The sequence below is a fragment of the Mycobacterium sp. NTMscope_Eco_3 genome, from assembly GCF_976985685.1.
Genome location: NZ_CDRJYZ010000001.1, coordinates 3,507,035 through 3,532,750, shown reverse-complemented (window position 1 = coordinate 3,532,750; position 25,716 = coordinate 3,507,035). Strand labels below are relative to the sequence as shown.

29 protein-coding genes and 4 tRNA genes are annotated in these 25,716 nt (G+C 67.0%); 17 read left to right on the top strand and 16 right to left on the bottom strand.

Annotation, left to right across the window (positions count from 1 at the left end):
* Positions 1-12: 12 nt before the first annotated feature.
* The 4 genes from AC0KTM_RS16040 to AC0KTM_RS16025 are packed head-to-tail and all read right to left on the bottom strand — an operon-like array spanning position 13 to position 3,970.
* Entirely contained in the window at positions 13-1,476 is a 1,464-nt protein-coding gene (locus AC0KTM_RS16040) for an aldehyde dehydrogenase family protein (protein ID WP_238956369.1), read from the bottom strand.
* A gap of 22 nt (positions 1,477-1,498) precedes the next feature.
* Positions 1,499-2,254, bottom strand: a complete 756-nt coding sequence (locus tag AC0KTM_RS16035) for a carboxymuconolactone decarboxylase family protein (protein WP_225329867.1) — start codon at positions 2,252-2,254, stop codon at positions 1,499-1,501.
* Between the two features lie 58 nt (positions 2,255-2,312).
* Positions 2,313-3,134 carry a mycofactocin-coupled SDR family oxidoreductase gene (locus tag AC0KTM_RS16030; RefSeq protein WP_238956368.1) on the bottom strand — a complete coding sequence of 274 codons (822 nt, stop codon included), beginning with the start codon at positions 3,132-3,134 and terminating at the stop codon, positions 2,313-2,315.
* A 5-nt stretch (positions 3,135-3,139) separates the two neighbouring features.
* Positions 3,140-3,970: a mycofactocin-coupled SDR family oxidoreductase gene (locus tag AC0KTM_RS16025; protein WP_238956367.1), complete on the bottom strand. Its 831-nt coding sequence runs from the start codon at positions 3,968-3,970 to the stop codon at positions 3,140-3,142.
* Between the two features lie 115 nt (positions 3,971-4,085).
* Here AC0KTM_RS16025 and AC0KTM_RS16020 point away from each other — a divergent pair, with 115 nt between their 5' ends.
* Entirely contained in the window at positions 4,086-4,652 is a 567-nt protein-coding gene (locus AC0KTM_RS16020; RefSeq protein WP_238957329.1) for a TetR/AcrR family transcriptional regulator, read from the top strand.
* Positions 4,653-4,667: 15 nt separating this feature from the next.
* On the opposite strand, the gene AC0KTM_RS16015 is transcribed toward AC0KTM_RS16020, so the two are convergent.
* From AC0KTM_RS16015 to AC0KTM_RS16005, 3 genes are all read right to left on the bottom strand, one after another.
* Positions 4,668-5,042: a DUF732 domain-containing protein gene (locus tag AC0KTM_RS16015; protein WP_238956366.1), complete on the bottom strand. Its 375-nt coding sequence runs from the start codon at positions 5,040-5,042 to the stop codon at positions 4,668-4,670.
* 113 nt (positions 5,043-5,155) lie between these two features.
* Positions 5,156-5,521 (bottom strand): DUF4189 domain-containing protein, encoded by a 366-nt coding sequence (locus tag AC0KTM_RS16010; RefSeq protein WP_238956365.1) that lies wholly within the window; start codon positions 5,519-5,521, stop codon positions 5,156-5,158.
* Between the two features lie 86 nt (positions 5,522-5,607).
* Positions 5,608-5,826 carry a hypothetical protein gene (locus AC0KTM_RS16005; protein WP_225329843.1) on the bottom strand — a complete coding sequence of 73 codons (219 nt, stop codon included), beginning with the start codon at positions 5,824-5,826 and terminating at the stop codon, positions 5,608-5,610.
* A 94-nt stretch (positions 5,827-5,920) separates the two neighbouring features.
* Here AC0KTM_RS16005 and AC0KTM_RS16000 point away from each other — a divergent pair, with 94 nt between their 5' ends.
* Complete coding sequence (locus AC0KTM_RS16000; RefSeq protein ID WP_238956364.1) at positions 5,921-7,195, top strand: amidohydrolase family protein; 1,275 nt, start codon at positions 5,921-5,923, stop codon at positions 7,193-7,195.
* On the opposite strand, the gene AC0KTM_RS15995 is transcribed toward AC0KTM_RS16000, so the two are convergent.
* Entirely contained in the window at positions 7,192-8,079 is an 888-nt protein-coding gene (locus AC0KTM_RS15995) for an IclR family transcriptional regulator (RefSeq protein WP_225329841.1), read from the bottom strand. The two genes, AC0KTM_RS16000 and AC0KTM_RS15995, sit on opposite strands and share 4 nt — an antisense overlap.
* A gap of 65 nt (positions 8,080-8,144) precedes the next feature.
* On the opposite strand from AC0KTM_RS15995, the gene AC0KTM_RS15990 reads away from it, so the two are divergent.
* The 5 genes from AC0KTM_RS15990 to AC0KTM_RS15970 all read left to right on the top strand — a co-directional run bounded on the left by AC0KTM_RS15990 (position 8,145) and on the right by AC0KTM_RS15970 (position 12,789).
* Positions 8,145-9,059 (top strand): SDR family oxidoreductase, encoded by a 915-nt coding sequence (locus AC0KTM_RS15990; RefSeq protein WP_238957328.1) that lies wholly within the window; start codon positions 8,145-8,147, stop codon positions 9,057-9,059.
* 21 nt (positions 9,060-9,080) lie between these two features.
* Positions 9,081-9,896 (top strand): acetoacetate decarboxylase family protein, encoded by an 816-nt coding sequence (locus tag AC0KTM_RS15985; protein ID WP_238956363.1) that lies wholly within the window; start codon positions 9,081-9,083, stop codon positions 9,894-9,896.
* 3 nt (positions 9,897-9,899) lie between these two features.
* Complete coding sequence (locus AC0KTM_RS15980; protein ID WP_238956362.1) at positions 9,900-11,114, top strand: amidohydrolase family protein; 1,215 nt, start codon at positions 9,900-9,902, stop codon at positions 11,112-11,114.
* Positions 11,115-11,127: 13 nt separating this feature from the next.
* Positions 11,128-12,396, top strand: a complete 1,269-nt coding sequence (locus AC0KTM_RS15975) for an amidohydrolase family protein (RefSeq protein WP_225329838.1) — start codon at positions 11,128-11,130, stop codon at positions 12,394-12,396.
* Between the two features lie 201 nt (positions 12,397-12,597).
* Positions 12,598-12,789 (top strand): hypothetical protein, encoded by a 192-nt coding sequence (locus tag AC0KTM_RS15970; protein ID WP_472416108.1) that lies wholly within the window; start codon positions 12,598-12,600, stop codon positions 12,787-12,789.
* A gap of 7 nt (positions 12,790-12,796) precedes the next feature.
* Here AC0KTM_RS15970 and AC0KTM_RS15965 read toward each other — a convergent pair whose 3' ends face one another.
* Positions 12,797-13,081 carry a hypothetical protein gene (locus AC0KTM_RS15965; protein ID WP_196771124.1) on the bottom strand — a complete coding sequence of 95 codons (285 nt, stop codon included), beginning with the start codon at positions 13,079-13,081 and terminating at the stop codon, positions 12,797-12,799.
* A 124-nt stretch (positions 13,082-13,205) separates the two neighbouring features.
* Between AC0KTM_RS15965 and AC0KTM_RS15960 the strand changes: the two genes are divergently transcribed.
* The 3 genes from AC0KTM_RS15960 (at position 13,206) to AC0KTM_RS15950 (ending at position 16,029) form a co-directional block, all read left to right on the top strand.
* Complete coding sequence (locus AC0KTM_RS15960; RefSeq protein WP_238956358.1) at positions 13,206-13,487, top strand: hypothetical protein; 282 nt, start codon at positions 13,206-13,208, stop codon at positions 13,485-13,487.
* Between the two features lie 152 nt (positions 13,488-13,639).
* A complete protein-coding gene (locus tag AC0KTM_RS15955) occupies positions 13,640-15,475 on the top strand; it encodes a putative alpha/beta hydrolase (RefSeq protein WP_472416107.1) in 1,836 nt (611 codons plus the stop codon).
* On the top strand, positions 15,472-16,029 hold the full coding sequence (locus tag AC0KTM_RS15950; protein WP_472416105.1) for a hypothetical protein: 558 nt from the start codon (positions 15,472-15,474) through the stop codon (positions 16,027-16,029). The genes AC0KTM_RS15955 and AC0KTM_RS15950 overlap by 4 nt, the downstream gene beginning before the upstream one ends.
* Before the next feature lie 169 nt (positions 16,030-16,198).
* Here AC0KTM_RS15950 and AC0KTM_RS15945 read toward each other — a convergent pair whose 3' ends face one another.
* The 5 genes from AC0KTM_RS15945 to AC0KTM_RS15925 all read right to left on the bottom strand — a co-directional run bounded on the left by AC0KTM_RS15945 (position 16,199) and on the right by AC0KTM_RS15925 (position 18,376).
* Positions 16,199-16,684 (bottom strand): DUF4411 family protein, encoded by a 486-nt coding sequence (locus AC0KTM_RS15945; protein ID WP_238956355.1) that lies wholly within the window; start codon positions 16,682-16,684, stop codon positions 16,199-16,201.
* 1 nt (position 16,685) lies between these two features.
* Positions 16,686-17,861 (bottom strand): ImmA/IrrE family metallo-endopeptidase, encoded by a 1,176-nt coding sequence (locus AC0KTM_RS15940; protein WP_238956354.1) that lies wholly within the window; start codon positions 17,859-17,861, stop codon positions 16,686-16,688.
* 250 nt (positions 17,862-18,111) lie between these two features.
* Positions 18,112-18,186, bottom strand: a tRNA-Val gene (locus AC0KTM_RS15935).
* A 15-nt stretch (positions 18,187-18,201) separates the two neighbouring features.
* Positions 18,202-18,275: transfer RNA gene (locus AC0KTM_RS15930), tRNA-Cys, on the bottom strand.
* A 28-nt stretch (positions 18,276-18,303) separates the two neighbouring features.
* A tRNA-Gly gene (locus tag AC0KTM_RS15925) sits at positions 18,304-18,376 on the bottom strand.
* Between the two features lie 181 nt (positions 18,377-18,557).
* Here AC0KTM_RS15925 and AC0KTM_RS15920 point away from each other — a divergent pair.
* The 4 genes from AC0KTM_RS15920 to AC0KTM_RS15905 all read left to right on the top strand — a co-directional run bounded on the left by AC0KTM_RS15920 (position 18,558) and on the right by AC0KTM_RS15905 (position 20,652).
* Positions 18,558-18,629: transfer RNA gene (locus tag AC0KTM_RS15920), tRNA-Val, on the top strand.
* A 216-nt stretch (positions 18,630-18,845) separates the two neighbouring features.
* Positions 18,846-19,292 carry an SRPBCC family protein gene (locus tag AC0KTM_RS15915; RefSeq protein WP_225329461.1) on the top strand — a complete coding sequence of 149 codons (447 nt, stop codon included), beginning with the start codon at positions 18,846-18,848 and terminating at the stop codon, positions 19,290-19,292.
* A 251-nt stretch (positions 19,293-19,543) separates the two neighbouring features.
* The gene (locus tag AC0KTM_RS15910) at positions 19,544-19,735 is read left to right on the top strand and encodes a LapA family protein (RefSeq protein ID WP_225329462.1); all 192 of its coding nucleotides are present in this window, start codon (positions 19,544-19,546) and stop codon (positions 19,733-19,735) included.
* Positions 19,736-19,812: 77 nt separating this feature from the next.
* A complete protein-coding gene (locus AC0KTM_RS15905; RefSeq protein ID WP_472416103.1) occupies positions 19,813-20,652 on the top strand; it encodes an enoyl-CoA hydratase/isomerase family protein in 840 nt (279 codons plus the stop codon).
* 10 nt (positions 20,653-20,662) lie between these two features.
* Here the strand turns inward: AC0KTM_RS15905 and AC0KTM_RS15900 are convergent, their stop codons facing one another.
* Complete coding sequence (locus AC0KTM_RS15900) at positions 20,663-22,210, bottom strand: long-chain-fatty-acid--CoA ligase (protein ID WP_472416101.1); 1,548 nt, start codon at positions 22,208-22,210, stop codon at positions 20,663-20,665.
* 70 nt (positions 22,211-22,280) lie between these two features.
* Positions 22,281-22,886: a hypothetical protein gene (locus tag AC0KTM_RS15895; RefSeq protein ID WP_472416099.1), complete on the bottom strand. Its 606-nt coding sequence runs from the start codon at positions 22,884-22,886 to the stop codon at positions 22,281-22,283.
* Between the two features lie 197 nt (positions 22,887-23,083).
* Here AC0KTM_RS15895 and AC0KTM_RS15890 point away from each other — a divergent pair, with 197 nt between their 5' ends.
* The 3 genes from AC0KTM_RS15890 to AC0KTM_RS15880 all read left to right on the top strand — a co-directional run bounded on the left by AC0KTM_RS15890 (position 23,084) and on the right by AC0KTM_RS15880 (position 25,695).
* Complete coding sequence (locus AC0KTM_RS15890; RefSeq protein WP_238956349.1) at positions 23,084-23,875, top strand: SDR family NAD(P)-dependent oxidoreductase; 792 nt, start codon at positions 23,084-23,086, stop codon at positions 23,873-23,875.
* A 35-nt stretch (positions 23,876-23,910) separates the two neighbouring features.
* Complete coding sequence (locus tag AC0KTM_RS15885; protein WP_225329467.1) at positions 23,911-24,852, top strand: catalase family peroxidase; 942 nt, start codon at positions 23,911-23,913, stop codon at positions 24,850-24,852.
* A gap of 72 nt (positions 24,853-24,924) precedes the next feature.
* A complete protein-coding gene (locus tag AC0KTM_RS15880) occupies positions 24,925-25,695 on the top strand; it encodes a sulfite exporter TauE/SafE family protein (protein ID WP_472417490.1) in 771 nt (256 codons plus the stop codon).
* Positions 25,696-25,716: the final 21 nt, after the last annotated feature.

Genomic DNA, 25,716 nt, shown 5'->3' with positions numbered 1-25,716 from the left:
CAGCTTCGTCCGTCAGCCCATGCCGATGCGGATGTTCTTCACCTGCAAAAAGTCGTAGAGGCCTTCGACGCCGCCGGTGCGGCCGAACCCGCTTTGCTTGTATCCGCCGTAGGGGCCTTGGGGCGCGATGTCGCTGTGCCTGTTCACCCACACCGACCCCGCTTCCAGCCGGCGCGCAACCCGGTGTGCGCGTTCCAGGTTGGAGGTGGCCACGAAGGCGTTGAGGCCGTAGCGGGAATCGTTGGCGATCCTGACCGCCTCGTCCTCGTCGTGGAACGGCATCACCGACGCCACCGGCCCGAATGTCTCGGTCTGCGCCAGCGCCGAGCGGTTGTCCACGTTGGTGAAGATCGTCGGCTCGATGAAATAGCCGGACGCGAGGTCACCGCCCAGGCGGCGACCGCCGGTGATCAGGTCACCGGCCTTCTCACTGACCGCTTGGTCGATGACGCCGAGGATGCGCTCGGCGGCCGCCTCGCTGATGACGGGCCCGAGCATGACGTCGGGCTGCAGCGGATCCCCGACCTTCGCGGCCTGCACGGTCGCCACGAGTTTCTCCACGAACGTGGGGTACACCGACGCTTCGACGAGGATCCGGGAGGCGCAGGCGCAACTTTGGCCGGCCTGGGTGATGGGCCCCTGGTGGGCCGCGATGACGGCGGCCATGTCGAGGTCGGCGTCGGCGAACACGAGATACGCCGATTTGCCGCCCAATTCGGCCGTCACGGGTGTGAGGTTGTGCGATGCGGCCTGCAGTACTTTCTGCGCGGTCGCCTGGCCACCGGTGAAGTGGATCTTGCCGACCCTCGGGTGACGAACCAGCGCGTCGCCGCCGTCCGGACCGGCCGGCAGCACGTTCACCAATCCCGGCGGCAGGCCCGCCTCGAGGCAGAGTTCGCCAAAACGCAAGGGCGCCAACGACGCAACTTCCGACGGTTTGAGGATGACGGCGTTTCCCGCCGCCAGCGCGGGCGCCACGGCCGCGCCGACGACCACCAGCGGCCCGTTCCACGGGGTGAGGACGCCGACGACGCCGTAGGGTTCGCGTCCGACGATGTTGACGTCGAACGCACCGGCGACGGGAGTGCTTGCGCCATGCGACTTGTCGACGTATCCGGCGTAGTAGCGCAGGAACCGCTCCGTCAGTACGGAGTTGCCGGCAACCGCGATCGGGACGCCGTAGTCGTGCACGTTGAGCTCGCTCAGCTCGGCGAAGTGGTCGCGCACCGCATCGGCCAGCGCGAACAACAGATCGCGGCGGCGATCGACGGGGTAGGACATCCATTCCCGGTGCGCGTCCCATGCGCTGTCGACGGCTCTGTCGACCTCGCTGTGGCCGGCCATGGGTATGGACGCGTTGGGCAGGCCGGTGCCCGGGTAGACGTGGCGGTAGGTTCCACCGGATGCCGCGGTAATGCGTTCTCCGCCAATGAGTAACGCACCCGAGAGCGTCGGCGACGACGCGGTTGCCGTCATGGCAGTGTCCTCCGTTGTCGTGTCAGCCGACGGGCGCGGGATCGGCCTGGTTTTCGGCCGCCACCCGCTGCTTCTGTTGCGCGATCACCTGGTTGAGGTAATCCGCCTTGGCGCAGCCGTAGTACGCCGCGAATTGCAGCGCCAGTTCGTCCATCTCCCCGAACGAGACGTCGCCGCTCTTCAGCGCCGCGTACACGTGCGACATGATCGGGATTTCGGCGTCCTGGAAGGCGACGCAGGCAACCGTGATGAGGCGGCGTTCCTTCATGCCCAAGCCGGGTCGCAGCCACATCTCGCCGAAGACGAAGTTCAGGATGCCCGCGCCCGAGTAGGGGTTGTCGCGCATCGGCGCGAACGGCAGGCAGTTGATCTCCTTGAACGATTCTTCGCCGCCCTGCAGCCGCTGCTCGGGATCACTGGCGGTGACCAGCGGCAGCAACGGCTCCGGCGGGGGAGGCGTCTCTCCGCGCGCCTCGGCGATCTTCGCCCACTGCTGATCCACGGCGATGTTGAACCGCGACGCCTTCGGCCAGCCCGCGTAGACGGCGAAATGCAGGACCGTTTCCCGCATTTCGGTGATCGTGAGGTCGCCGCTGTTCAAAGCCGCATAGACGTGCTGCTCGAGCGGGGCCTGCGCGTCCGCGGCCGCGACGCAGGCCAGCGTCACGAACCGTCGATCGCGGCGGCTGAGCCCCGGCCGCGACCACACCTCGCCGAACACGAAGTCGACCAGCCCTGCCGTGAAAGGGCCCTGACCGTCGGGCGGGTTGAACGTCATCACCTCGGCGAAGGTGCGCACCCCTCGCTCGTGTCGCGCACCGTCGTCCGTCAAAGCACTACCTGATGGTGACACCGGCGTCCACTTTCAGCTCGAGTCCTGTGACATAACGGGATTCATCGGAGAGGAGGTAGAGCACCGCGTTGCTCACATCGGTCGCCTCGATCAGCGTCGCGGGCAACGCGTTGAGAAAGATGGGCACCAGGTCGGGCCGCTGCTCGGCGATCAGCGTGTGCATCGTCGGGGGCGCCATCCCGGTGGCCACCCCGGTGGGGTGCACGGTGTTGACCCGAATGTTCTGGGCGGCAAGCTCGTTGGCGAGTGCGAGCGTCATCCCCACGATGCCGTGCTTGGACGCCGTGTAGGGCACGTGCAGCGGGGTCCCCTTGATGCCGGCCGAGGAGCTGATGTTGACCAGGCTTCCGCCGCCCCGTTCGACGAGGTGGGGGAGCGCCGCCGCGCAGGTGTTCCAGGCGCCGATGAGGTTGACGTCGACGACCAGCCGCCACTGCTCGGCGGTGGTGGTGTCCCAGGTGCCGACGGTCAGCACGCCGGCGTTGGCGACGGCGCCGTCGAGCCCGCCGAGTTCGTCGACGGCCGCGTCGACCGCCGCCTTCAACGCGGCCTCGTCACGCACGTCGACGACCGCGGTGAGCGCCCGTCGGCCGTGTTTCTCGACCAGTTTCGCGGTCTCGTTCAGATCGTCCTCGGTGGCCAGCGGGTATTCCAAACCCTCTGGGGTGGAGCAGATGTCGACGAGGATGCAGTCGGCGCCCTCTTCGGCCAGCCGCACCGCGTGCGAGCGTCCCATGCCGCGCGCCGCCCCGGTGATCAGGACCCGTTTGCCCGCGACGCGGCCCGGTGGATTGTTCGTTGCCATGGGTATCAGACCTTGTTGCAGAAGCCGGCGTCGACGGGGAAGGTCACGCCGGTCACGTACTTGGCGTCATCGGAGACCAGGTAGGCGATGGCGGCGCTGATGTCCTCGGGTTCCAGCATGCCGACGGGCATCGGGTTCTGCAGGTGGGGGCCGGCGCCGGGATTCTTCTCCAGGAAATCGGTCATGTCGTCGTTGGTCGCCATCATCGTGTTGACGGCGGTCGGGTGCACGGTGTTCACCCGAATATTCAGCGGCGCAAGCGCATTGGCCATGGTGCGCATCAACCCGACGATGCCGTGTTTGGACGCCGCGTAGCCCAGGCCGCCGCCTTGCAGTCCGCCGAAGCCCTTGATGCCGGCGGTCGAGCTGGTGAAGATGATCACCCCGCCGCGATTACCGGTCAACAGATGCGGAACGGCCGCCCACGCGGTGTGATAGGCCCCGTCGAGGTTGACGCCGACGACCGCGCGCCACTGCGCCAGCTCCTCCTCAATGCTCAACTCGCGGAACGCCAATGGCGCGATCCCGGCGTTGGCCAACACGATGTCGAGGCGGCCGAAGTGCTCGACGCCGCTATCCATCGCGGTCTTGACCTGCTCGAAGTCGCGCACATCGGCCACCGTGCCCAGCATCTTTCCGCCGCCCTCTTCGACGAGGGCGACGGTCTGGTCCAGTTCCTCGCGGGAGGCCATCGGATATCCGTTGGCGGGGATGTCGGCGCAGATGTCGATCCCGATGATGTTGGCGCCCTCGCGGGCGAGCCGTACCGCGTGGCTGCGGCCCTGGCCGCGCGCCACCCCGGTGATGAAGGCGACTTTGCCATCTAACGAACCCACGGCGCGTTTCCTCTTTCCTTGGTCATCGGCCCAGATCAGGCCGGAGTAACGCCGTTACTCCCGTGCGCACAGTAACATGGTTACTGTGAAGGCGACAGGGCCCCGAGTGGAGACCGTGGACAGCGCGTCGGGGCCGCGCGTCGATCCGATCCTGGACATCGTGGTCGAGATGCTCGACACCGAGGGTTATGAGGCCGTTCAGCTCCGCGAGGTGGCGCGACGGGCCCGCGTTTCGTTGGCGACCATCTACAAGCGGTATCCGACGCGCGACGAACTCATCGTCGCCGCGCTGGAAGGCTGGATGGACGCCAACCGCTACGCGGGATTGCCTTCGCTGATCGACGATCTGCCCGGCGATTCGATCTATGTGGACCTGATGCACGTGATGAGGACCATCTTCGAGCCGTGGGAACAGCACCCGTTGATGCTGCGCTCCTACTTCCAGGCGCGATCGGGGCCCGGGGGGAAACGCCTCATCCAGCGCGGTGTCGACGCCGTCGTCCCGGTCGCCAAAGCCATTCTGGCCCAAGCGGATCCGGGGTTCGCCAAAGACCTCGAGCTCATCCTGCCCGGCGTCGTGTTCGGGTTTCTCACGCGATTCGCCCAAGGGGAGATCGACGTTACCGAGATCGTGCCCGGCATTGAACGCGCGGTGTTCTGGCTGACCGCGGCGCAGGGCTGAGCGCGTGACCCGCTCTCACATCAGCGGTGGTGGTATCAACCACGTCATCGAAGGATCGACGTCGTCTCTGTGTTCCGGGCAGTAGCTGGCCACCGAAAGACCGATGAAGTAGCCGGATTGCTTCGCCGACATGGGCGTTTGCTTCGTCAGTTTGATCGCCAGCATGGATACGTTCGGGTTCGTTTCGATGCTGGTGCACACCGCATGGGCCGTTGCGATCGCATCGTCGTCGTCGAACATCGTGATCCCGCCCTTGTCGAGGCCGGCGAGGAACGCATCATCGGCATCATCGTCCGCCGCCGCCGGTGCCGCGCAGGCCAGCGCGCCCGTGGACAGGACGATCGCGCAGGCGGCCGCCCACTTCGCAGCACCGGCCTTCAGATGAGCCATGGCCTCCCCTCTACGCGCGGGCCAATCGGCGACAAGTCAAGGACGACTTAAGTGAACGATAGCCGAAATCGCGGTGTCCACCGCGCGATCGCGCGTAGGCGTCGCCACGGTTTTCATGACGAGCAATGGGAGGCTTTGATCCGTCCGTTGGGCGCGCCCAGCTTGGCCAGGGCGTCCGCATTGGATGCCGTTGTGTCCGGGCCGGATCCGCCCTGGAACCGGCCGGAACGGTCGAACGCCACCGATGCGCAGCCGTTGCGCGTGCCGGCCACGACTTCGCACACGTCGCCGGCCTCGGCGGTGCAGTGGGCCAATGCGATCTGGTTGGCCTGGTCCTGACTGCCCCCGGTGCCCCAGCCGGCGGCGCGTCCGCTCCCGACGGAGACCGCCAGGGCGACGAAGTCATCGTCGGCCGCGGCCGTCGGCGCCGCGACGAGCGCGCAACCGATCGCGACGACGACGGCAATGATTGACCGCACCGGCCGGCTCCTTCGCAACGCTCAGGACAGGAATTTAGCGCCGAGGTCGGCGTCCGCGCGGGAAAATGGACCGCTGCGTCGCGCGGCTACGGGTTGCCCTCCGGGTCTTCGGCCAGGTAGGTGACGTCATACCAGCGCTTCTGAGGTTCGGCGTCGGACGGCTCGCTCGCAGTGGCCCGCTCGAGTCGAACGTCCGTCAGATGCGGATTGTCAACGCGGATATAGTCTTCCAGCTCAGCGTGCAGCGCTTCGCCGTGCAGGCTGATGTCCGCGAGCGCCCTGCCGTCGTACCTCGTCCAACTCACGGGTGACATCTTGCTCCGGTCACGGCCCGGACTTTCGTTGGCCCTTCGCGAGCCGACCCGTTTCTCCTATACTCGACGTACCTTTGGAGGTGCGATGGCTACAAGCTGGGACACGCTGGATCGCTACGTCGTCATTTCGACGGACACTCACGCCGGGGCGGATCTTTACGACTACAAACCGTATCTGCCGGCCAGTCTGCACGCGGAGTTCGATGCGTGGGCCAAGGCCTACGCCAGCCCGTTCGACGATCTGATCGTCGCGACCGCCAACCGGAACTGGGACCACGAGCTTCGGATCGCCGAGATGGACGCCGACGGCGTGGCCGCCGAGGTGCTGCTGCCCAACACCGTTCCGCCGTTCTTCCCGACGACCCCGAACATCACCATCAGCCTGCCTCGCACGCGCGAGGACTTCGAGAAGCGTTGGGCCGGCGTGCAGGCCCACAACCGGTGGCAGGTCGATTTCTGTTCGCTGGCGCCCGCCCGGCGCCGCGGGCTGATCCAAATCTTCCCCAACGATGTCGATTTGGCGCTGGAGGAGATCCGCTGGGGTGCGGAGCAGGAATGCTTTGGCGGCGTGCTCATTCCGCCGGTCTCGCCCGGCGATTCGCAGGTGGCCCCGCTTTTCCACACCCGCTATGAACCGCTCTGGGCGCTGTGCGCGGAACTCGACCTCACGGTGGTGCAGCACGCGGGCGCCGGCAGCCCGGAGATGCCGATGGACCAACCGGCCTCCAACGCGGTGTTGATCACCGAGATGGCGCTGTGGGCCCAGCGGACGCTCGGTCACCTGATTCTGGCCGGAGTGTTCGAGCGCCACCCGACGCTGCGATTCGTGCCGACCGAACAGGGCACGCTCTGGGTGCCCGGGCAGCTCGCCGTCCTCGACGCCATGGTGCCCACCATGAAGTCGGACGCCGGCAACCGCACGTACGGGATGTTCGGCGGATCGTCGGTCGACGAGCTCACCCTGACGCCGAGCGAATACGTCCAGCGGAACTGCTATTTGGCCACCGAGCTGATGCCGTACGACGGCGCGATGATCGACTTCATGGGCCCCGATCACATCATGTGGGGCAGTGACTATCCCCACGAGGAAGGCTTTGCGCCCCACTCGACGTTGGCCATTCGTTGGGCCCTGCACGACAGGCCGCAGGACGTTTGCCGAAAGATACTGGGCGGCAACGCCGCTCGCCTGTACCGCTTCGACCTCGATGCCCTGGTGCCGGTCGCCAGCAAGATCGGGCCCACCGTCGCCGAGGTGCAGACCCCCCTCGAGGACACGGGATATCGCGCCCCGGCCGCTTTCGGCTACCGACCCTTCGAAGGGGGCCTGGCCCTCAAGCGGCTGGCTCCGCAGCGGCGCTAAGCGGATTCGTCGCTCAACGCGGCGCTCAGCCGGCGGGTCGCCGACGAGAGCTGCGCCCCCAGGCCGGTGACCGCCGCGCCGCTCATCGGCTCGGCGCTGGGGACCAGGCTGAGCATCAACGCGATGCGCGACCCGGGTCCCAGGATCGGGGAGTCGATGTGGCTCACCTCGTAGGTGCGGTCCGGGTCGAGATCGATCGGGAACCACTCCTCCTGGTGGATCAACTCGTCGGTCAATTCCTGTGCCAGCCGGCTCAGCCGGGTGGAGCGCACCTCGGCGCTGCGCACGATCAGCGCCAGTTCCTGCAGGCGCAGATCGGGTAGGAGGTGCAGGCCGACGGCGTAGCCACGCGCCCGGGCGGTGGTGATGGCCTCGCGGTAGCGGTCGCGCACGTCGTCGGGCAGGGCGGCCAGCCAGCGTTCCCGAACCTCGGGACCGGCCCACGCGACAGTCGACGCCCCATACGGCGGGCGGTGGGGGAACTGGGTGCCGATGGGCATCGGGTGACCGCCGCCGTGACGGCTTCGGACCTGATCGACGACGGTCGAGTAGTCCTCGCTCACCGAGAAGGCCACGCAGTGCGCGCCCGTCGCGGCCGACAGCTCGGCCATCGCGGAACGGGCCAACACCAGGGCCGGGTAGCGCCCCGCGGCCTCGCGGCCGAGACGCACCAGCGCCGGACCGAGGTGATAGGTCTTGCGCACCGGGTCGCGCAGCAACCAGCCGGCCCGGAGCAGCTCCGACAGCATCGAGTGGCAGCTGGCCTTGTGCACGCTCAAGTGGCGCGACACCTCGGCCAATGTCATTCCCCGGCTCCCGTCGCCCGCCAGCTGCTCGAACAGGTTCACGACCCGTTCGGTCTGGGGGGAAGGGCGCGGGGCCATGGGCGCAATGGTCGCATATTGCGACTGCTTGCGGTGATATAAGCGACCATGTGACCATGGCCACAATGGAAGACCTGCGGGGCAAGGTGGCGGTCGTGACCGGCGGGGCCGGGGGCATCGGCCGGGCCATGGGCCGCCGATTCGGCCACGAGGGCATGAAGGTGGTGCTGGCCGACGTCCTCGCCGAACCCCTCGAGGAGGCGACGCGGGCGCTCGCGGACGAGGGCGTCGAGGCGGCCGGGGTTCTCACCGACGTCACCGACTATTCCTCGGTCGAGTCGCTGGCCAAGGAGGCGCTGACCCGCTTCGGCGCGGTGCACGTGGTGTGCAACAACGCGGGCACCGGCGGGGTCTCCGAGGGGTACATGTGGGAGCACGACCTGGCCGACTGGCGCTGGGGGATCGACGTCAACGTGCTCGGCGTCATCCACGGCATCAAGGCCTTCGTGCCCATCCTGCTCGAGCAGGGCGAAGGGCACGTGGTCAACACCTGCTCGGGCAACGGCGGGTTCGCGCCGATCGCCCGGGGCGCCATGGGCGGACCGGCCACCGCGGTCTACCCGATGACCAAGGCGGCGGTGCTCTGCCTGACCGAGAGCCTCTACACCCACCTGGAGATGACCGGGACGCGGGTTCGGGCGCACGTCCTTTTCCCCGGCGGCTTCTTGAACACCGGCATCTGGGAATCGTGGCGGCACCGCCCGCAGCGCTACGCCGCCACCCAGGAACGTCGCACGCCCGAGCAGACGCTGGACAAGGTCGTGGCCCGCTTCGAATCCGCCGGCGCCCACGTCGAATTCACCCCGCTCGAGACGGTCGCCGACCAGGTGGTGGACGGCATTCGCGCGGACCGCTTCTGGATGATGGGCCCGCCCACCCCGGCCGATCAGGTGGTGAGCAGCAAGGCGGCATCGATCCTCGCTCGTGGAGCCCCCGACTACCTGGTCGACGTCCTCGGCCGAAGCGCCGGCAAGGACTGAAGAAAACGGAAGGAGAAACCGTTGAGCACCAACGTCGTTCGCTACGGTCCTCGCCCGCCCGAGGCGCAGGTCGACCACGAGATCGATGCCACCAAGGCGCCGATCGCCACCGAGGCGGTCACCGTCACCTACCTCACCGATCCGGAGATCGTCGCGGCCGTGCTGCCCCGGCCGCTGGAGCCGGCGGCCGAACCGCTGGTGCGCATCCAGCTGCAACGGGTCCGGATCGAGGGCATGGCGCCGTTCGGGTCGGCGGTGTTTTCGGTGACCGCCCGGCACGGCGACGTCGAGGGTGACTATCCGCTCTTCATGCCCCAGTCCACCGAGCAGTCGGTCACCGGCGGCCGCGAAACGTTCGGTGAGCCAAAGAAATTGGCCCACATCGAGGTGGAGCGCGACGGCGATCGCGTCACCGCCGCCGTCGACCGGCTGGGCTGTCAGCTCATCACGGTGAACGGACAGATCACCGGCCCGGCGGAGTTGCCGCCCGACCAGGTGAACACCGAGTTCTACTTCAAGTTCCTGCGCGCCCCCGACGGCGGCGGCATCACCGACCCCCACCTGGTCTACGGCGAGTACCACCGGCACTACGAGCTGCTGGAGACCATCGACGGCACCGTCGAGTTGGGGGAGTCGCCGCTGGATCCGGTGGCCGACATCGTCGTTCGCCAGATCAGGTCGATCACCTGGTGTCGGCGGCGCACCGTCCAGGTGGGCCGGATCGCGGCCCGGGTGCCGCAGGAGTGGCTGCTGCCCTACGTGCACCAGCGCTACGACGATCCCTCTAACGGCGTAGCCGGGTCTCCTGTCCCCAGGCCCGAGCCGGCGCGGGCGTAGCGCATGGACCGCTACACCGTCATTTCGGCCGACTGCCACGCCGGCGCCGATCTGCTCGCCTACCGCGAGTACCTCGACCCGCAGTACCGGGACGAATTCGACGGCTGGGCAAAGACATACGTCAACCCGTTCGGGGATCTCACCGAGCCCGAGGCCGAACGCAACTGGAACAGCGATCGGCGCAACGCCGATCTGGATACCGAAGGCATTGCGGGGGAAGTCATCTACCCCAACACCGTGCCGCCGTTCTTTCCTCAGGCGAGCCTGGCCGCCCCTCCGCCGGAGACCGCCCGGGAACTCGAGCTGCGCTGGGCCGGCCTGCGGGCGCACAATCGCTGGCTGGCCGACTTCTGCTCCCTGTCGCCCGAGCGGCGCGCCGGGGTGGGCCAGATCCTGCTTCCGGATCTCGACGAGGCCATCGCCGAGATCGCGCAGATCGCCAAGCTGGGGCTGCGCGGCGGTGTGCTGCTGCCCGGGATCGCCCCGGGCACCGGCCTTCCCGCGCTCTACGCCGAGCACTGGGAGCCGCTGTGGGCGGCGTGCGCGGAGGCGGGCCTGGTGGTCAACCACCACGGCGGCAGCGCCGGGCCGAGCCCGACGGACGGGTGGGGTAGCTCGTTCGCGGTGTGGGTGTACGAGACGCACTGGTGGGCGCATCGGGCGTTGTGGCACTTGATCTTCAGTGGCGCGCTGGACCGCCACCCGGACCTCGTCGTCGTCTTCACCGAGCAGGGCGCCGGGTGGATCCCTGCGACGCTCGACTCGCTCGACGTGGCCGCGGCCCGCTACGGGCGGGAGAATTCGGCGATCGCCCGCTTCGCCGGGCCCACCGCCGGCTCGCTGCGGCTGCGGCCCAGCGAGTACTGGGCCCGCCAGTGTTACGTCGGCGCCAGCTTCATGCGTCCCGTCGAGTGCGCCGAGCGGCACGGCATCGGCGTCGACCGAATCATGTGGGGAAGCGACTACCCCCACTACGAGGGGACCGCCCCCTACACGCGGGAAGCGTTGCGCCACACCTTCAGCGACGTCCCGACCGACGAGGTGGCCGCCATGGTTGGCGGCAACGCGGCCGGCGTGTACGGGTTCGACCTCGAAACCCTGGCGCCGCTTGTCGACCGGATCGGCCCGACCGTGGCCGAGGTCGCCGAGCCGCTGGCCGCCATACCTGCCGACGCGCGCAGCACCGTCTTCGAACCCGACCCCATCCGTGCTTGGTAAGGAAGGACCATCCGTGAACCCCTACATCATCATCTCCGCGGACACCCACGCCGAACTCCCGACCGAGCGGTACCGCGAATACGTCGACCCCGAGTACCGCGAGGACTTCGAGGCCTACCTGGCTGAGAAGACCGCCGCTGCGCAGGCGGGCGGATTCATCGACGAGGAGTTCGCCCAGGAGTGGTTCTCCGAGCATGGCGACGGCATCGCCGGGGGATGGGATGTCGGCCTGCGCGACAAGGAACTCGACGGCGACGGGGTGGTCGGCGAGGTCATCTTCCCCGACGCCGACGCCGTCACCGGGGTGGCCGGGGCCCCGTTCGGCGCCGGGCTGGGCCAGTCGGGCGACCTCGACCCGGGGCGGGCCATGGCCGGGGCGCGGGCCCACAACCGCTGGTTGGCCGAATTGTGCAGCCACAGCCCCGAACGCCGCGCCGGGGTGGCCGTCGTGCCGATACTGGCGGACGTCGACGCGGCGGTAGCCGAGATCACCCGCGCGGCGGAGTCCGGACTGCGCGGCGGGATCCTGATCCCGGCGCGCTGGGTCGGCTACCCGCCGTACCACGATCGTCGCTACGACAAGGTCTGGGCCGCCTGCCAGGACCTGCAGATGCCGATCCACACCCACTCCGGTCCCGCCCCGCAGGAGGAGTACGGGGGCCACCTGGGCATCTATGTGACCGAGGTGCGCTGGTGGGGCGCCCGGCCGTTGTGGTTCGCGCTGTGGTCGGGCGTGTTCGAGCGCTTCCCCGGGCTGCGCTGGGGTGTCACCGAGTGCGGGGCGTTCTGGGCCAACGACCTGCTGTGGCTGATGGACACGCGGTATCTGCGTGAGCACTCGGCCAAGAAGATGAGCCATCTGATGGAGGGCGACTTGACGATGCCGCCGTCGGCCTACTTCGACCGGAACTGCTTCATCGGGGCCACTACCACCGAGCGCCGGGAGTTGGCGCGCCGCTACGAGATCGGCGTATCGAACCTCCTGTGGGGCAACGACTTTCCCCATCCGGAGGGGACCTGGCCGCACACCCGCGAATGGCTGCGCCGCTCCTTCTGGGACATCCCCGTCGAGGAGACCCGCCAGATGCTGGGACTGGCGGCGGCCGAGCTGTACAACTTCGATCTGGGGGCGCTGGCCTCGCTGGCCGAGCGCATCGGCCCGACCCCTGAGGACCTCGGCCAGGACGATGCGGTGAGCATCCCCAAGTGGGAGGCGGCCCGCCGCGTCGGACGGCACTGGCTGACCGACGCCGAGCCGATCCCCGATCTTGTGGAGAACTGAATAGCTTCATCAGGTCCGGGCGCCCGGCTCCGGCGCGATGGCGGTATTCCGTTGCGGTGCAACGCGTCTGATTGCCGCCCGTGGTTATTGTCTCCGTGAAGCTTTCGTGGCCGCCGGGGTCATTGCCAGCCGTGAAAGGATGGCGATGATGACCACGGTATCTGCGGGATTATCGGTTGCACCGGTGCTGATGGGTTGAGCGTGCCCCTCAAACGCGTTGACGAGCTGAAGCCCGGGGACAGGATCCGCATGAAGGTCGGGCACGCCACCGTCGTCGCGACGGAACCCCTGGGCGATGACCGCACCCTGCTCACCTTTACCTACGGGACCACGGCTCCCGCCGACAGCGGTCTCACCGTGGACGTCCTGGATGACGACGACTGGGGTTGGTAAGCGGGGATCACGGCTCCGGCGGCGGCGCCGGCGGGTTATCCCAACTTCCCGGCGTGCCGGCGGGCACCTGCATCCCGAGCCAGTTGCACGGCATCATCGATCGCCACGCGATGAACGCGCACTGCTGTTCAGGCGTCAACGGACTCGGCCCCGCGCAGGGCGGCGTGCCCGCCGTCCCGCAAATCGGGTCGGCCGCGGCGGGTGGTGACGCGGCGAATGTGGCGACGGCGATCATCGGCGCGATGGCCGCGATGAATGTGGTGACGAAACGTCGGGTGCGATGCATGGCCACCTCGAATCTGTAGCTCCGTGCGCAGATCGTAACGCCAGGCCTTGGCGCCGGGTGGCCGTTTGCCGACGTAGCTGGCTTGCGGTTTGGCGGATAATACGGACCATCGCATGGAAGGGAGGCCGTCATGACCGACACCGCTAGCACTCCGACCAGACCGACGTGGACTCGCTGGCTCTACCCAATCCTGGCCATCACCGGCACCGCGGTCGGCATCGTCGTCATCGTCGCCGTTCTCTATCTGCTCTTCTCACGCCCGGGCTGCTGTCCCTCAATGATGAAAGCCGACCCGCCGGCGGCCCAGCAGATGGATTGCTGCGCCGCGATGATGAAAGACATGAAAATGCCGCCGGGGCCGGGCAAGCCGTCGATGCCCCCGATGCCCATGCCGAGCCATTCCGGCGGCTGACTTTTGCCGAACCCAACCGTCCGCCAGGCCAGTCCTCTTCGAAGGGAACAACAGTCGATCGCGCGGTCGACGTGACTGGCTTGAACTACCGCCAACGGAAGGTAGCGTCATAGCTCTCGGAGAGAACAAGTAGCGGATTTGCGGGCGGTGCGATGCAGCTGGTCTGGCTAAACGTTGCCGACTTGATCGCCCAGGCCGGCGGCGATCCTTGGGAGATCAACCGGAGTTTGCAGGCCGGCAGCCCATTTCAGATTTCTCAACTGGCGGGTGCCTTCCACCAAGCGGGCCGATGCACCCAGGAGGCCGACCATGCCTTCCAGCCAGCCCGCGACCGCTTCGACGCCGCCTGGAATCACCAGAACGGCGACCACCCGATCAACGGCTCAGCCGAGGTGCAGCGCACCGTCAAATCGCTTGGCGCGCAATCGCTGCAACTTCCCAAGATCGCGGTCGACCTGGAGAACATCGCCGCCGCCCTGGCCGAGGCGCAGAAGGCGGGCGCCAGCGACATCGCCGCGTTGGAGGCCCAACTGCAGCAGCTCGACAACATCATCGGGGCGGCCGCGCACGACCTGCAAGATCCGAACCTGGACGCGAATGCCCGAAGTGCGCTGCAGTCGTTGATTAACGACGCCAGAGCCGACGCGGCCGATGACACCCGAAGCGCCCTCGGCCAATTGCAGGGGATACGAAACGGTTATTCGGGCACGCTGCAGAACTCACTGACCACCCTGCGCGCCGACGGCTACGACCCCAAACCCCTTGCGCCGGCCGACGCCCAGGCAGGCCCCGAAGAGTTCGCCATCCCGCCGCCCAGTACCAAGCCCGAAGACGTCAAGCGGTGGTGGGATTCCCTGAGCCAGCAGCAAAAAGACCAGTTGCTCGCTCAGCATCCGCCCGAGCTGGGCAACCTCAACGGCATCGACACCATCTCTCGCGACACGGTCAACCAGGCGGTGATGAACGACGACATTGCCCGCGTCGAGAACGCCGCCGCACAGCATCATGTGTCGGTGGACCAGGTGACCCAACACCCGGAGCAGTACGGCCTCGCCCCGTCGGCCATCACGCGCTACAGCAACGCCGTGAAGACCAAAGCCGGGCTCAGTACGGATTCCGACGGCGGCAAGAACCCCGTCTTCTTGCAAACGTATGACCCCGAAGCGTTCGAGGGCCGGGGCAGGGAAGCCATTGCCATCGGCAACCCCGACACCGCCGACAACACCACGGTGCTGGTGCCCGGGACCGGCAGCAGCGTCCGGGACGGCTACCTGACGCACCGCGACGGGCTCAACGTCTACAACGAGACCCAGCGGGCCGACCCGAACAAGTCCAATTCGGTGTTGGTGTGGATGGGCTACCACGCCCCCGACAGCGCGATCGACCCCCAGATCGGGCAGACGACGCTCGCGAGAAATGGGGGTGGTCTACTCGCCGGGGATGTCAACGCTCTCGCGGTGACTCATGGCGGCGCGCCCTCTCACGTGACCGTGATGGGCCATTCCTATGGGTCGACCACCGTGGCCGACGCCGCAGCCGGCTCCGGAATGCATGCCAACGACATCGTGCTCGTCGGCTGCCCGGGAACCGACCTCGCGCACAGCGCCGGCGACTTCCACCTGCCCGAAGGCGGACACGTTTACGTGGGCGCCGCATCGACGGACCCGATCACGCACTTGGGTGGCATCCAGGGGCATCTGCCGGGAACGGGGGTCACCATCGGACTCGGTTCCGACCCCGCCGTCGAAGGGTTCGGTTCGACGCGGTTCAAGGCCGAGGCCCCCGGGCTCACGTCTCCGCTGAAGGACCACAGTTCCTACTTCACCCCCGGTAATGAATCGTTGTTCAGCATCGGTGACATAGCATCGGGCCACGGTGACGCATTGGCCCACGACAGCATGACCGCACAGCATCGCGGCACCTACTGGCTGCCTGATGAATTCGACCCAGAATCGCTTCGGCGCCCTACCGGAGGTCATTACCATTGAAAGTTTCGACGATCACCTTCGAGCGGATCGGCGCCGCCATGTGCCGTTCGGTTGTTGTCTACATCGCAGCGGGCGTGCTGATGATCGCGCTTCAATCATGCAGCGCCGTAAGGAATGTGAGCGAAGGGGTGCCTAATCCAATGACTCCGGAACAATCTCGGGCGCAGGTGGTCGATGCGGCGCGGGAAATCGCGACAACCCTGAGCCTCAAGGGCGTATCCGCCAACTTCACCCGAGATTCCTGTAATGACCAAGCCGTGGCGCCTTTTCGGGGCCGCGTGGAACTCAAGTACGACCACGCGCCCACCCTGGAGGCATCCCGAGCCGAGATTCAGCAGATGATCGGGGTGCTCAAACAGCACGGCTGGGGAGGCCCGGGGGACTTCCACACCCATGCCTCGGCCGTGAGCAAGCAAGGCGTCACGGCGGTGTTCGATCCCTACTCGCCGGTCCAGAAGTCCGGTGGATCGATCAGCATCTACGGCGAGTGCCGGGACATGACGACGAAACAGAACACTCTGCCCGAGCCGATACCGGCTGATCAGTTGGGCTGAGGTCGGTTCGGATGCGCGCCCTCGGTGAAACCATCTGCGTCGCCAGGCTTTTCGGCCAATGCGTCCGAGGGGTGTCCGCTGTTGTTGATTAGACGGGGCTGCTCTGGTTGTGCGAGAAGGTGATCCCGGCTAGCCAGTTTGGCGTGGCACCTAGTCCGTGACAATGCGATCAGGGCGCTTGGATGAACCTCGCACCCTCCGCGCGGAGCATCTGGAATGGATTCATGCACCTTACGCCTAGCGCGGTGCAGCCGTCGGGGATGAAGATCCTCTTCTTGGAGTTGGGATCTGAGCCCTCCTGAGTCACGACCACGTGGGAGTGTGCGTGGGCGAAAGCGATGAGGGAATAGTCCGCTTTGCTAAGAAAATCGGCGATCGCCCCAGGGGTGAATGAGCCGGATTGGGCCCAGTTCGATAGCAACTGCAAGCTCGGTTGCGTGGCCGCGTCCAGTGGAATGAAGAGGTTACTGTGGTTTCTCGCCCAACGGGTGAGTTCGTCATTGCCTTTGTCAATTTCGCTCTTGACGTCGGCAATGCTGCACAGCACCCCGGCGGCATGCTGGTCGACGAGCCAATCCCAAAATCCGGGGACGAAGTCAAAGCCATAGTGCCGGTTCTTGGCGTCGATGAACACGTCGGTGTCGAGGACATACATGCTAGATGGCTCCGACTTGCTCGCCTAGTTGAACGAACGTTTGATGCTTGCGAGTACCGATGAGCCGGTATGCGTCGTTATAGAGGGTGTTTCCTGCGACGGCGTCGCTGATGACGGCGTGCGCGAACCGCTGGCTTATGCGCAAGGGTTGCGTGTAGTAGTAATTTCCTCCGCCCGATTCTGCTTGCCTCCCAGCTAAGATGCCCATCACGCGGCCGAGTTCAGCTTCGTATCGCTGCCGGAAGTCCGCCCATTTGAGATGGCCCGCATCGTATATACGCCTCAAGACGACGAGGGTGCTCACCTTGTGGATTCGAGCCAGGCGATCTAACTCGTCGGAGTCATACGGCCACACCGGTCGGAAGCTTGCTAAAGGGACGAGGACCTCCGCAGCGACGCGATTGCACCATTGCTCAACTTGATTGCTAGCAGCGCGGCCGGCAGTGGGTGTATCGAGACGAGCGTCAGTGAGGGCGCTTTGACCGAGCCAGATGTGGGCGACTTCATGGATCAAGGTAAATATCTGTGCAGCTTTGGTGTCGGCGCCGTTTATGAAAATCAACGGTGCTAGCGGGTCGGAAAGAGCGAAGCCCCGGAACTCATTTGGATCAAGGACGCGACGAGTGTTGTTGCCTACGATCCCGCTGATCATCACGAGGATGCCGATATCTTCTGCGCTATCTATCAAGCGGCGAAGGGCTTCGGACCAAGTCCGATCGCGAGCCCGGTCATCGCTTGTAAAACCCAGTCTGCGGCGGATCTTATCGGCGGTTACCGCGATCGGGTCGTTGATTGTGGCGCTGCCTACAAAGTCGAGCGGGTCGTAATCATTTCTCGCGGCGTATTTCCTGTACCATTCTTGCCTCTGCTCGCACATATAGATGGTTTCCAGCAAGTCGGGGCTTGGCGTCGTGACTTCGGCGTCGGCGATAGTCCGGAAGTCGGGGATTGGTACTTTCTCGACTGGCGGCGTACTTAAGAAAAGCATCCCGAACGGTGTATGGGTTGCTCGCGCGAACGTCTGTAACTCGTTGTAAGTAGGCTTCTTTTCGCGGCGTTGCCAGAGAGGCAAGTCGCGGAGCGCCCTTTTCGAGTACAACTCGTCCCGGTCGATCCGGGATCGCTCGATGGCCCAATCAAGAAGGGCTGGCTCTACATCCACGCGGTATGTCGCCACGGGACTGCCCTCCCTTCGTCACCGGAGCGATCCCGTTCCATGAAGGCCAGGTGGCTTGAACTTCCCAAGTCGTTCCTGTTGAGTCGAAAGCATGCCACACGCCTTGCAAATGCCAGGGTGCCACGCGTAGCAGACAGGTGGCATCACGAAACAACGGTGCCCTGAACAGCAGCGGCATTGCTCATTGGTTGCGTATTGGTTGCAGTTGAACAGCCTCTATCACAAAAGTGCTGTTTACCTGCATAAACTCTGGTGCGCGATACTGGGATTGAACCAGTGACCTCTTCCGTGTCAGGGAAGCGCTCTCCCGCTGAGCTAATCGCGCCGGGGAACCAAAATCTGGAGGTGGAGACGGGAATCGAACCCGTGTGCACGGCTTTGCAGGCCGTTGCCTCACCACTCGGCCACTCCACCGTTGGGGTCCACGCCACTTGCACCTTCGAGCGGATGACGGGATTCGAACCCGCGACCCTCACCTTGGCAAGGTGATGCGCTACCAACTGCGCTACATCCGCGCGCCTCGGACGAGATCGTCGCCCGGTGCGAAGCACGACGATAGTCCACGTGAGCGGGCACATACAAATTTCTTGGTACGAGCCGTGTCTAGGCTATCGCGTCGCTCCTGGCATGCCGATGCGGCCGTAGTGTCAGGGTCTGCACGTGCTAGTCTTCGACGTCGTTCGCCATCTCGGCGCCGGTCCCGTGGCTCAGTGGGAGAGCGTCCGCTTCACACGCGGAAGGTCGCTGGTTCGATCCCAGCCGGGACCACACATCGATACAGGTCAATGACCAGTTGGGCTGCTGACCCACCCCCATCTCCCTCGCCTTTTCGCGCTGTAGCGCCCTGGCCTCATCCGGCGTTTCCCGGGGCTAATGGCGGCGCACTTCGTGCGCCGTGTCGGGTTAACCGCTCGGCGAGATGAAGTCGCGTCCAGACGCCCCGAGACCCCGCTGCCCTTGCCGGATCACGCCCAGTGGGCCACCATGAACCGCGTGAGTAAGGTAACCCTAACTACTGAGCTGCCGATCCCGGCTGAGACCGCGTCCGCGTTGGCGCGCAAGCCCGAGCTGATGCGCCATGTGCTGAGCCCGGTGCTGCGGATCTACCGCCTCGATGTCCCCGAGCGCATCGAGGTCGGCACCCAGGGATCGGCGCGGTTCTGGTGGTTCGGAGTGATCCCGGCCTGGACCCACCACCTCACCATCAAGCGCCTCGACCCGACCGAGATCTACACCAACGAACACGGGGGACCGGTCCGCACGTGGAACCACCGCCTGACGTTCGAACCCATCGACGAGCACAGCTGCCGCTACACCGACGAGATCGAAACCGACGACGGCCTGCATGGGCTGCTGACCCGCGCCTTCATCCGGCTCATGTTTCGCCACCGGCATCGGCGATGGCGAAAGCTCGCGCAGATCATGCGATAACGAGAACGGCTTCGCGAAAAGCCCGCGTCCATAAACCAATAGCGCGCCCGATCCGAACCGCTGCGCGACTATTACCCGCCCGTGCAACGGGTACTGCTGTAGATGACTGCCCACACAGCCACAGAGGAAGGGATCATGGGAGACACGGCTCGAGATCCGCTCGATCATCAACGGTCCAGCCGTCCACGGGTTGGCCAAGCCCTGAAAATCCCGCCAAAGCCCCGGGTTTGCTTCTCGTGGGGGCCGGAGTTGTGGCGTTCGCAATCTGTCTGGCGTGCTTCGCTGACGGTCGGGTTGACGCGGGAATCGTTGCGGCCGTGGTGTCGTTGCTGGCGGCCGGGGCGGGGCTGGCCTGGCTGACCAGGGAAGCGCGCCGCCTGCGCGAGCTCGAACGCCAGCACGCGAGCAATCACTCGCCGGCGGGGAGCCGCGGCCGGCCCTGAACCCGTCATCGGGGTGGCGCGCGACCCCGCGGATACTGTAAGAGCTACAGTAGCGGCGTCGACCCGAGAGGAGCCCCGTGGCGCAGAATCCTTCGACACCGCCGAGCACCCCCCGTCCCCCCGAGGGAGACTGGCTGGGCACGCCCTATCTGCGCTTCGAGCGTCAGGGGCCGATCGCGGTGTGCACCATCGACCGTCCCGACGCGCGCAACGCCCTGAGCCCCGCGATGTACTTCGGAATCCGTTATGCCGTGGGACGTCTCAACGAGGACCCGGATCTGGCCGGGCTGGTGCTCACCGGAACCGGCGACGTCTTCGCGCCCGGCGGGGACATGGGCGGCGGCGGAGGCGAGGACAACTGGATCACCTTCGGCTCCGCGCTGGGCATGGACGTGACCCCGTTCGACGCGGTGCGCACCTCCGCCAAGCCCATCGTCTCCGCCGTCAACGGCCTGTGCCAGGGCGGCGGATTCCAGATCGCGCTATGCAGCGACTTGTCGGTGGTGAGCGATCGGGCGACCTTCCGGGTGCCCGAGTTGTTCCGCGGCTACGCCGACACCTACTACAGCCAGATGCTCACCCGCGTCATCGGGCCGGTGCGCACCCGCGACCTCATGTTCACCGGACGGGTGCTGACCGCGGTCGAAGCCCTCGACTGGGGCCTGGTCACCCGGGTGGTGCCGCACGAGGGCCTGCTGGACACGGCGAAAGACCTACTGGCGCAATGCTGTCGGACCGCGCCGCGCGCCCGCGGCGTCATCAAATCCAGCATCGACAGCTACCTGGGCCTGTATGACCGCATTGGCATGACCTCCAGCCTGTCCGACGCCGAGGCCATCGAGGGCTTCCGCTCGTTCAAGGAACGCCGCTCGCCCGACTGGGTGCATCCGGAACTGCGCGTCGAGGGACGTCTGTAGCCGCCCACGCTCATATTCCGCGGGACCGGTCTCGCCAAAACGGTTCCCGGAGCTGGGTTTTCAGGATTTTCCCGCTCGCATTGCGGGGGAGCTCCGACACCAAATCCACGGTGCGTGGGCATTTGAAGCCCGCCAGATGCTGTCGACAGAATTCGATGATGTCGGCGGGATCGATCTCGCCGTCGGCCACCACGATCGCCTTGACCGATTCTCCCCAGAAATCGTCGGGCACCCCGATCACCGCCGCGTCGGCCACGGCGGGATGCTCGATGAGCACGCTTTCCACCTCGGGGCCGTACACGTTCTCGCCGCCGGTGATGATCATGTCCTTCAACCGGTCTTCGATGTAGACGTAGTCGTCGGCGTCGAGGCGCCCGACGTCGCCGGTGCGCACCCAGTCGTCGGCGGTGATCGTCTCGGCCGTCGCCTCCGGGCGGTTGAGGTACCCGGTCATGTTCTGGTTGCTGCGCACCCACACCTCGCCGGGCTCCCCGGGCGGCAACGACGCGCCCGTCTCGGGATCGACGATGCGAATCTCACAGCCCAGCACCGCCTTTCCGGCCGAGAGTTGCAATTCGGGCCGCGTCGAATCGCGGTGGTCGGCGTCCAACAGGGCGGTCACCGCGCCGCACAGCTCGGTCTGCCCGTACACCTGCACGAATTTCGTGTCCGGCCATGTCGACAGCGCCCGATGCAGCAACGGCAGCGGCATCGGCGCCGCCCCGTAGACGATGTAACGCAGGCCGGCGATGGCGGCGGTCGCCGCCTCACCCGCGTGCAGGAACCGGGCGATCACCGGCGGGACGAAGAACGCGTGGGTGGCGCCGGCGCGCACCGCACCGATCAGCGTCGCGGCGTCGGGCTCGCGGGTCAGGAAAGTCGGTGCCCCCGAACGGATCCCGAACAGGGCGTAGCCGATCCCGCCCACGTGGAACAACGGCATGGCGACCAGGTTCGCGTCCCCGTCGGCGAACGGAAACGCCGGCGCCAGGTTCGCCGCGTGATTCACCAGCGCGCGCTGGCTAAGCAGCACGCCTTTCGGCCTTCCGGTGGTGCCCGAGCTGTAGATCACCAACGCGGTCTCGTGCGGGTCGAGGCCCGCGTCGGGCTCGGCCGGTGACGCCGCGGCGAGCAACGATTCGTATTCGTCGCCGACCTCGATGATCCGTTCCAGCCCGGGTACCCGCTCGGCGGCCGCCTCGGCGGCGGCCCGCAGCTCGGCGCCGACCAGCAGCACGCGGGCCCCGCTGTCGGCCAGCACGTGGACGAGCTCGTCGCCGATCACCCGCCAGTTGACGACGGTGGTGACCACGCCGATCGAGGCGCCGGCGATCAGCACCTCGAGGCAGGCGGGATGGTTCTTGTCCAGGAACGCCACGCACTGGCCCCGCTCGATCCCAGCGGCGCGCAGCGCCCCCGCCGCGCGACGGATCCGCGCGCTCCAGTCGGCCCAGGACCACTGGCGTTCACCGAAGCGAATCGCGATCGCCTCGGGCCGCCGCTGCGCGTGTCCTTCGACGATCCCGGCGAGCGTCTCCGCCGTGTCCGCTTGTGGCATGAACCCCTCCGCGTTCGGTTTGTCCCACTCGGTAATACGGGATCGGTGCGCCGCACCGGACGGCGGGGCCTCATTCCATGGAGTCGATCATCATTCCGCCGTCGCCCGCGTCTTGGGTGGTGGCGCTGCTGCCTTGCCGGAAGTCGACGAATGCCGAGCGCCCGGTCGAAGGGTTGAGCAGCTCGGTGAACGTGCCGATCACCGGAATCGTGCCCTGCGGGTTCACCACGCTGGCCGTGTAGTTGACGGACGCTTGCTGCTGAAAGTTGGGTCCCTGCAGCGGCTTGACGTCGGGCGCGGTCAAGCGATTCACACCGGTCAAGATGGCCGACGCGCCGCGCACGTACTGGTCGATGTCGGATTGCAGAACCGCGGCGGCGTCGGCGCCGCCGGCTTGCTTGACGGTGATCCGCATCTGCGCGCTGGTGTCGGCGTTGTTCAGCGCCACCCAGTTCGGGCCGCGGTTTCCCAGCGTCCAGCCGGGTGCGGGGGTGACCGCGACGCCCTGCGCGATGGCGATCGCGTCGCCGGAAGTCAGCGCTACCCCGGTCGTCGCGTGGGTGCCGGCCACGATGACCACCGCGGCCACGGCCGCGCTCAGCGCCCCGAACCGCCGACCGGCCGGGGGTGTCGAGGCGGGGACAGCGGGGGACGACTGCGGCGGAGTCGATGACATCGTCGTTCCTCACTCTGTGGGCGGCGCGGGATTCGAGCTCGGTCCTATCGTCCTCCGCCGCCAGGGCCGATGTCCAAGATGGGTTCGCTATGAGTCGGTCCAGCGCGGCTATCGCAAATCCGGTATCCGCGAACTGATCCCGGGCCGGTGTGTCACCATGACGGGGCCGCCCGACCCGCCACCCGAGGAGATCCGACATGGTGAACCCCGAACGCGCCCGCTCCCGCACCTTCGTCGTGACCGGCGCCGCCTCCGGAATCGGGCTGGCCACCGCGCGACGGTTATTGGCCGAGGGCGGCACCGTCGTCGGCGCCGACCTGGCCGCACCGCCGGACGACCTGGGCCCGCGGTTCACGTTCGTGCCCGCCGACGTGACCGACGAAGCTGCGATCGCCGCGACGCTGGCCGCCGTGCCGGGCCGCCTCGACGGCCTCTTCCACGCCGCGGGCGTCGCCGGGGGCGGCCCGGTGCACCTGCTGGACCGCGCCGAATGGGAGCGGGTGATCGGGATCAACCTCACCGGCACCTTCCTCGTCGCCAAGGCGGCCCTGGCCAGGATGATCGAGCAACCCCGCGCCGACGGTGAGCGGGGCTCGATCGTGACCGTCGCCAGCGTCGAGGGCCTGGAAGGCACCGCGGGCGGCAGCTCCTACAACGCGGCCAAGGGCGGCGTCGTGCTACTCACCAAGAACATCGCCCTCGACTACGGTCCGAGCGGCATCCGGGCGAACGTCATCTGTCCCGGCTTCATCGAAACACCGATGGCGCACAGCGTTTTCAGCATTCCCGGGATGGAGGGCCCGCTCGCCTCGATCACCAAGGAGCACGCGCTGCAGCGGCTGGGGCAGCCCGAAGAGATCGCGGCCATGGCCGCCTTCCTGCTGTCTCCCGACGCCTCGTTCGTCAGCGGACAGGCGATCGCCGTCGACGGCGGCTACACGGCCGGTCGCGATCACGGTGTCGTCGAACTCTTCGGCTTTCCCACCTGATACCACTGCGATTCAAATGCCACTAAGATTCGTACATGAGCGGTGGATTAACCCCTGACCAAGCGATCGAGGCGATCCGGGGTGCCGGCGGCGCTCGGCCCGGCTGCCGCGCGCTGCACGCGAAGGGAACCCTGTATCGCGGCACGTTCACCGCGGCCCACGATGCGGTGATGCTCTCGCGCGCAAGGCATCTCGATGGCTCACCGGTCCCGGCGCTGGTCCGCTTCTCCAACGGATCGGGCAACCCCAAGCAGCGCGACGGCCGGCCCGGCGTGCGTGGGATGGCGGTGAAGTTCACCCTGCCCGACGGCTCCACCACCGACGTCTCGACGCAGACCGCCCGGCTCTTCGTCTCCAGCACGCCGGAGGGCTTCATCGATCTGCTCAAGGCGATGCGGCCCGGCCTGACGACGCCGCTGCGCATGGCCAAACACCTGCTCACCCATCCGGGCCTCCTCGGCGCGTTGCCGATACTGCGGGAGGCCAACCGGATCCCCGCCAGCTACGCCACCACCGAATACCACGGCCTGCACGCGTTTCGCTGGGTCGCCGGCGACGGCAGCGCCAGATTCGTTCGCTACCACCTGGTTCCGACGGCGTCCGAGGAGTACCTGTCGGCCTCGGACGCCCAGGGCAAGGATCCGGACTTCCTCACCGACGAGCTGGCGACGCGGTTGGAGGGCGGGCCGGTGCGGTTCGATTTCCGGGTGCAGATCGCCGGGCCCACCGACTCCACGGTGGACCCGTCGTCGGCCTGGCAGAGCACCCAGATCGTCACCGTCGGCTCGCTGGAGATCACCGGTCCGGACACCGAGCGCGAGCACGGCGACGACATCGTGGTGTTCGACCCGATGCGCGTGACCGACGGCATCGAACCCTCCGACGATCCGGTCCTGCACTTTCGGACGCTGGCGTATTCGGCGTCGGTCAAGCTGCGCACCGGGGTCGAGCGCGGCGACGAGGCTCCACCCGCCTGACCGGGTCGAGTGGTCGCCGTCGGGACGAAATCGGCGGCACGCTAAGGTTTTTCTTCGGTGTCGCCATTTCAGATGATCCTCATATGCCTGGCCGGGCTGGCGGCCGGGGCGATCAACGCGCTGGTCGGCTCCGGCACCCTGATCACTTTCCCCACGCTGGTCGCGCTCGGCTTCCCGCCGGTGACGGCCACCATGTCGAACGCGACGGGCCTGGTCGCCGGCAGCGTATCGGCTACTTGGGGCTATCGCGCCGAGTTGCGCGGGCAACGGGATCGGTTGCGTTGGCAGCTCCCGGCTTCGCTGGCCGGCGCGACGCTGGGCGCCTATCTGCTGTTGCATCTGCCCGAGAAGGTGTTCGCCGAGATCGTGCCGGTGCTGCTGGTGCTGGCGCTGGCGCTGGTGGTGATCGGGCCGCGGATCCAGGCGTGGACCGCCCGGCGCGCCGCGGAGGCGGGGCGTTCACCCGACCATGTCCCGCCGGGGCGGATGGCGACGCTCGTGTTGGGCACCTTCGCCGTCGGCGTCTACGGCGGCTATTTCACCGCCGCCCAGGGCATTTTGCTGGTCGGGCTGATGGGGGCGTTGCTGCCGGAATCGGTGCAGCGGATGAACGCCGCCAAAAACCTCCTGGCCCTGGTGGTGAATGTGGTTGCGGCGGTTGCCTATACGACGGTGGCATTCGACCGGATCAGCTGGCCGGCCGCCGGGCTGATCGCGGCGGGCTCGCTGGTCGGTGGCCTGCTCGGGGCGCGCTACGGGCGCCGGCTCTCGGGCAACGCGCTGCGCGCCATCATCGTGGTCGTGGGCCTGATCGGGTTGTATCGCCTGCTGGCGGTGGCTTGACGAGAGCGGTTGTGCGGCAAC

Bases quoted from the DNA above. Each gene is read 5' to 3' on its own strand.
- AC0KTM_RS16040 (WP_238956369.1), bottom strand. From the start codon at position 1,476: ATGACGGCAACCGCGTCGTCGCCGACGCTCTCGGGTGCGTTACTCATT.
- AC0KTM_RS16035 (WP_225329867.1), bottom strand. From the start codon at position 2,254: ATGACGTTCAACCCGCCCGACGGTCAGGGCCCTTTCACGGCAGGGCTG.
- AC0KTM_RS16030 (WP_238956368.1), bottom strand. From the start codon at position 3,134: ATGGCAACGAACAATCCACCGGGCCGCGTCGCGGGCAAACGGGTCCTG.
- AC0KTM_RS16015 (WP_238956366.1), bottom strand. From the start codon at position 5,042: ATGGCTCATCTGAAGGCCGGTGCTGCGAAGTGGGCGGCCGCCTGCGCG.
- AC0KTM_RS16000 (WP_238956364.1), top strand. From the start codon at position 5,921: ATGGCTACAAGCTGGGACACGCTGGATCGCTACGTCGTCATTTCGACG.
- AC0KTM_RS15995 (WP_225329841.1), bottom strand. From the start codon at position 8,079: ATGGCCCCGCGCCCTTCCCCCCAGACCGAACGGGTCGTGAACCTGTTC.
- AC0KTM_RS15990 (WP_238957328.1), top strand. From the start codon at position 8,145: ATGGAAGACCTGCGGGGCAAGGTGGCGGTCGTGACCGGCGGGGCCGGG.
- AC0KTM_RS15980 (WP_238956362.1), top strand. From the start codon at position 9,900: ATGGACCGCTACACCGTCATTTCGGCCGACTGCCACGCCGGCGCCGAT.
- AC0KTM_RS15960 (WP_238956358.1), top strand. From the start codon at position 13,206: ATGACCGACACCGCTAGCACTCCGACCAGACCGACGTGGACTCGCTGG.
- AC0KTM_RS15955 (WP_472416107.1), top strand. From the start codon at position 13,640: ATGCAGCTGGTCTGGCTAAACGTTGCCGACTTGATCGCCCAGGCCGGC.
- AC0KTM_RS15945 (WP_238956355.1), bottom strand. From the start codon at position 16,684: ATGTATGTCCTCGACACCGACGTGTTCATCGACGCCAAGAACCGGCAC.
- AC0KTM_RS15915 (WP_225329461.1), top strand. From the start codon at position 18,846: ATGAACCGCGTGAGTAAGGTAACCCTAACTACTGAGCTGCCGATCCCG.
- AC0KTM_RS15900 (WP_472416101.1), bottom strand. From the start codon at position 22,210: ATGCCACAAGCGGACACGGCGGAGACGCTCGCCGGGATCGTCGAAGGA.
- AC0KTM_RS15895 (WP_472416099.1), bottom strand. From the start codon at position 22,886: ATGTCATCGACTCCGCCGCAGTCGTCCCCCGCTGTCCCCGCCTCGACA.
- AC0KTM_RS15890 (WP_238956349.1), top strand. From the start codon at position 23,084: ATGGTGAACCCCGAACGCGCCCGCTCCCGCACCTTCGTCGTGACCGGC.
- AC0KTM_RS15885 (WP_225329467.1), top strand. From the start codon at position 23,911: ATGAGCGGTGGATTAACCCCTGACCAAGCGATCGAGGCGATCCGGGGT.
- AC0KTM_RS15880 (WP_472417490.1), top strand. From the start codon at position 24,925: ATGATCCTCATATGCCTGGCCGGGCTGGCGGCCGGGGCGATCAACGCG.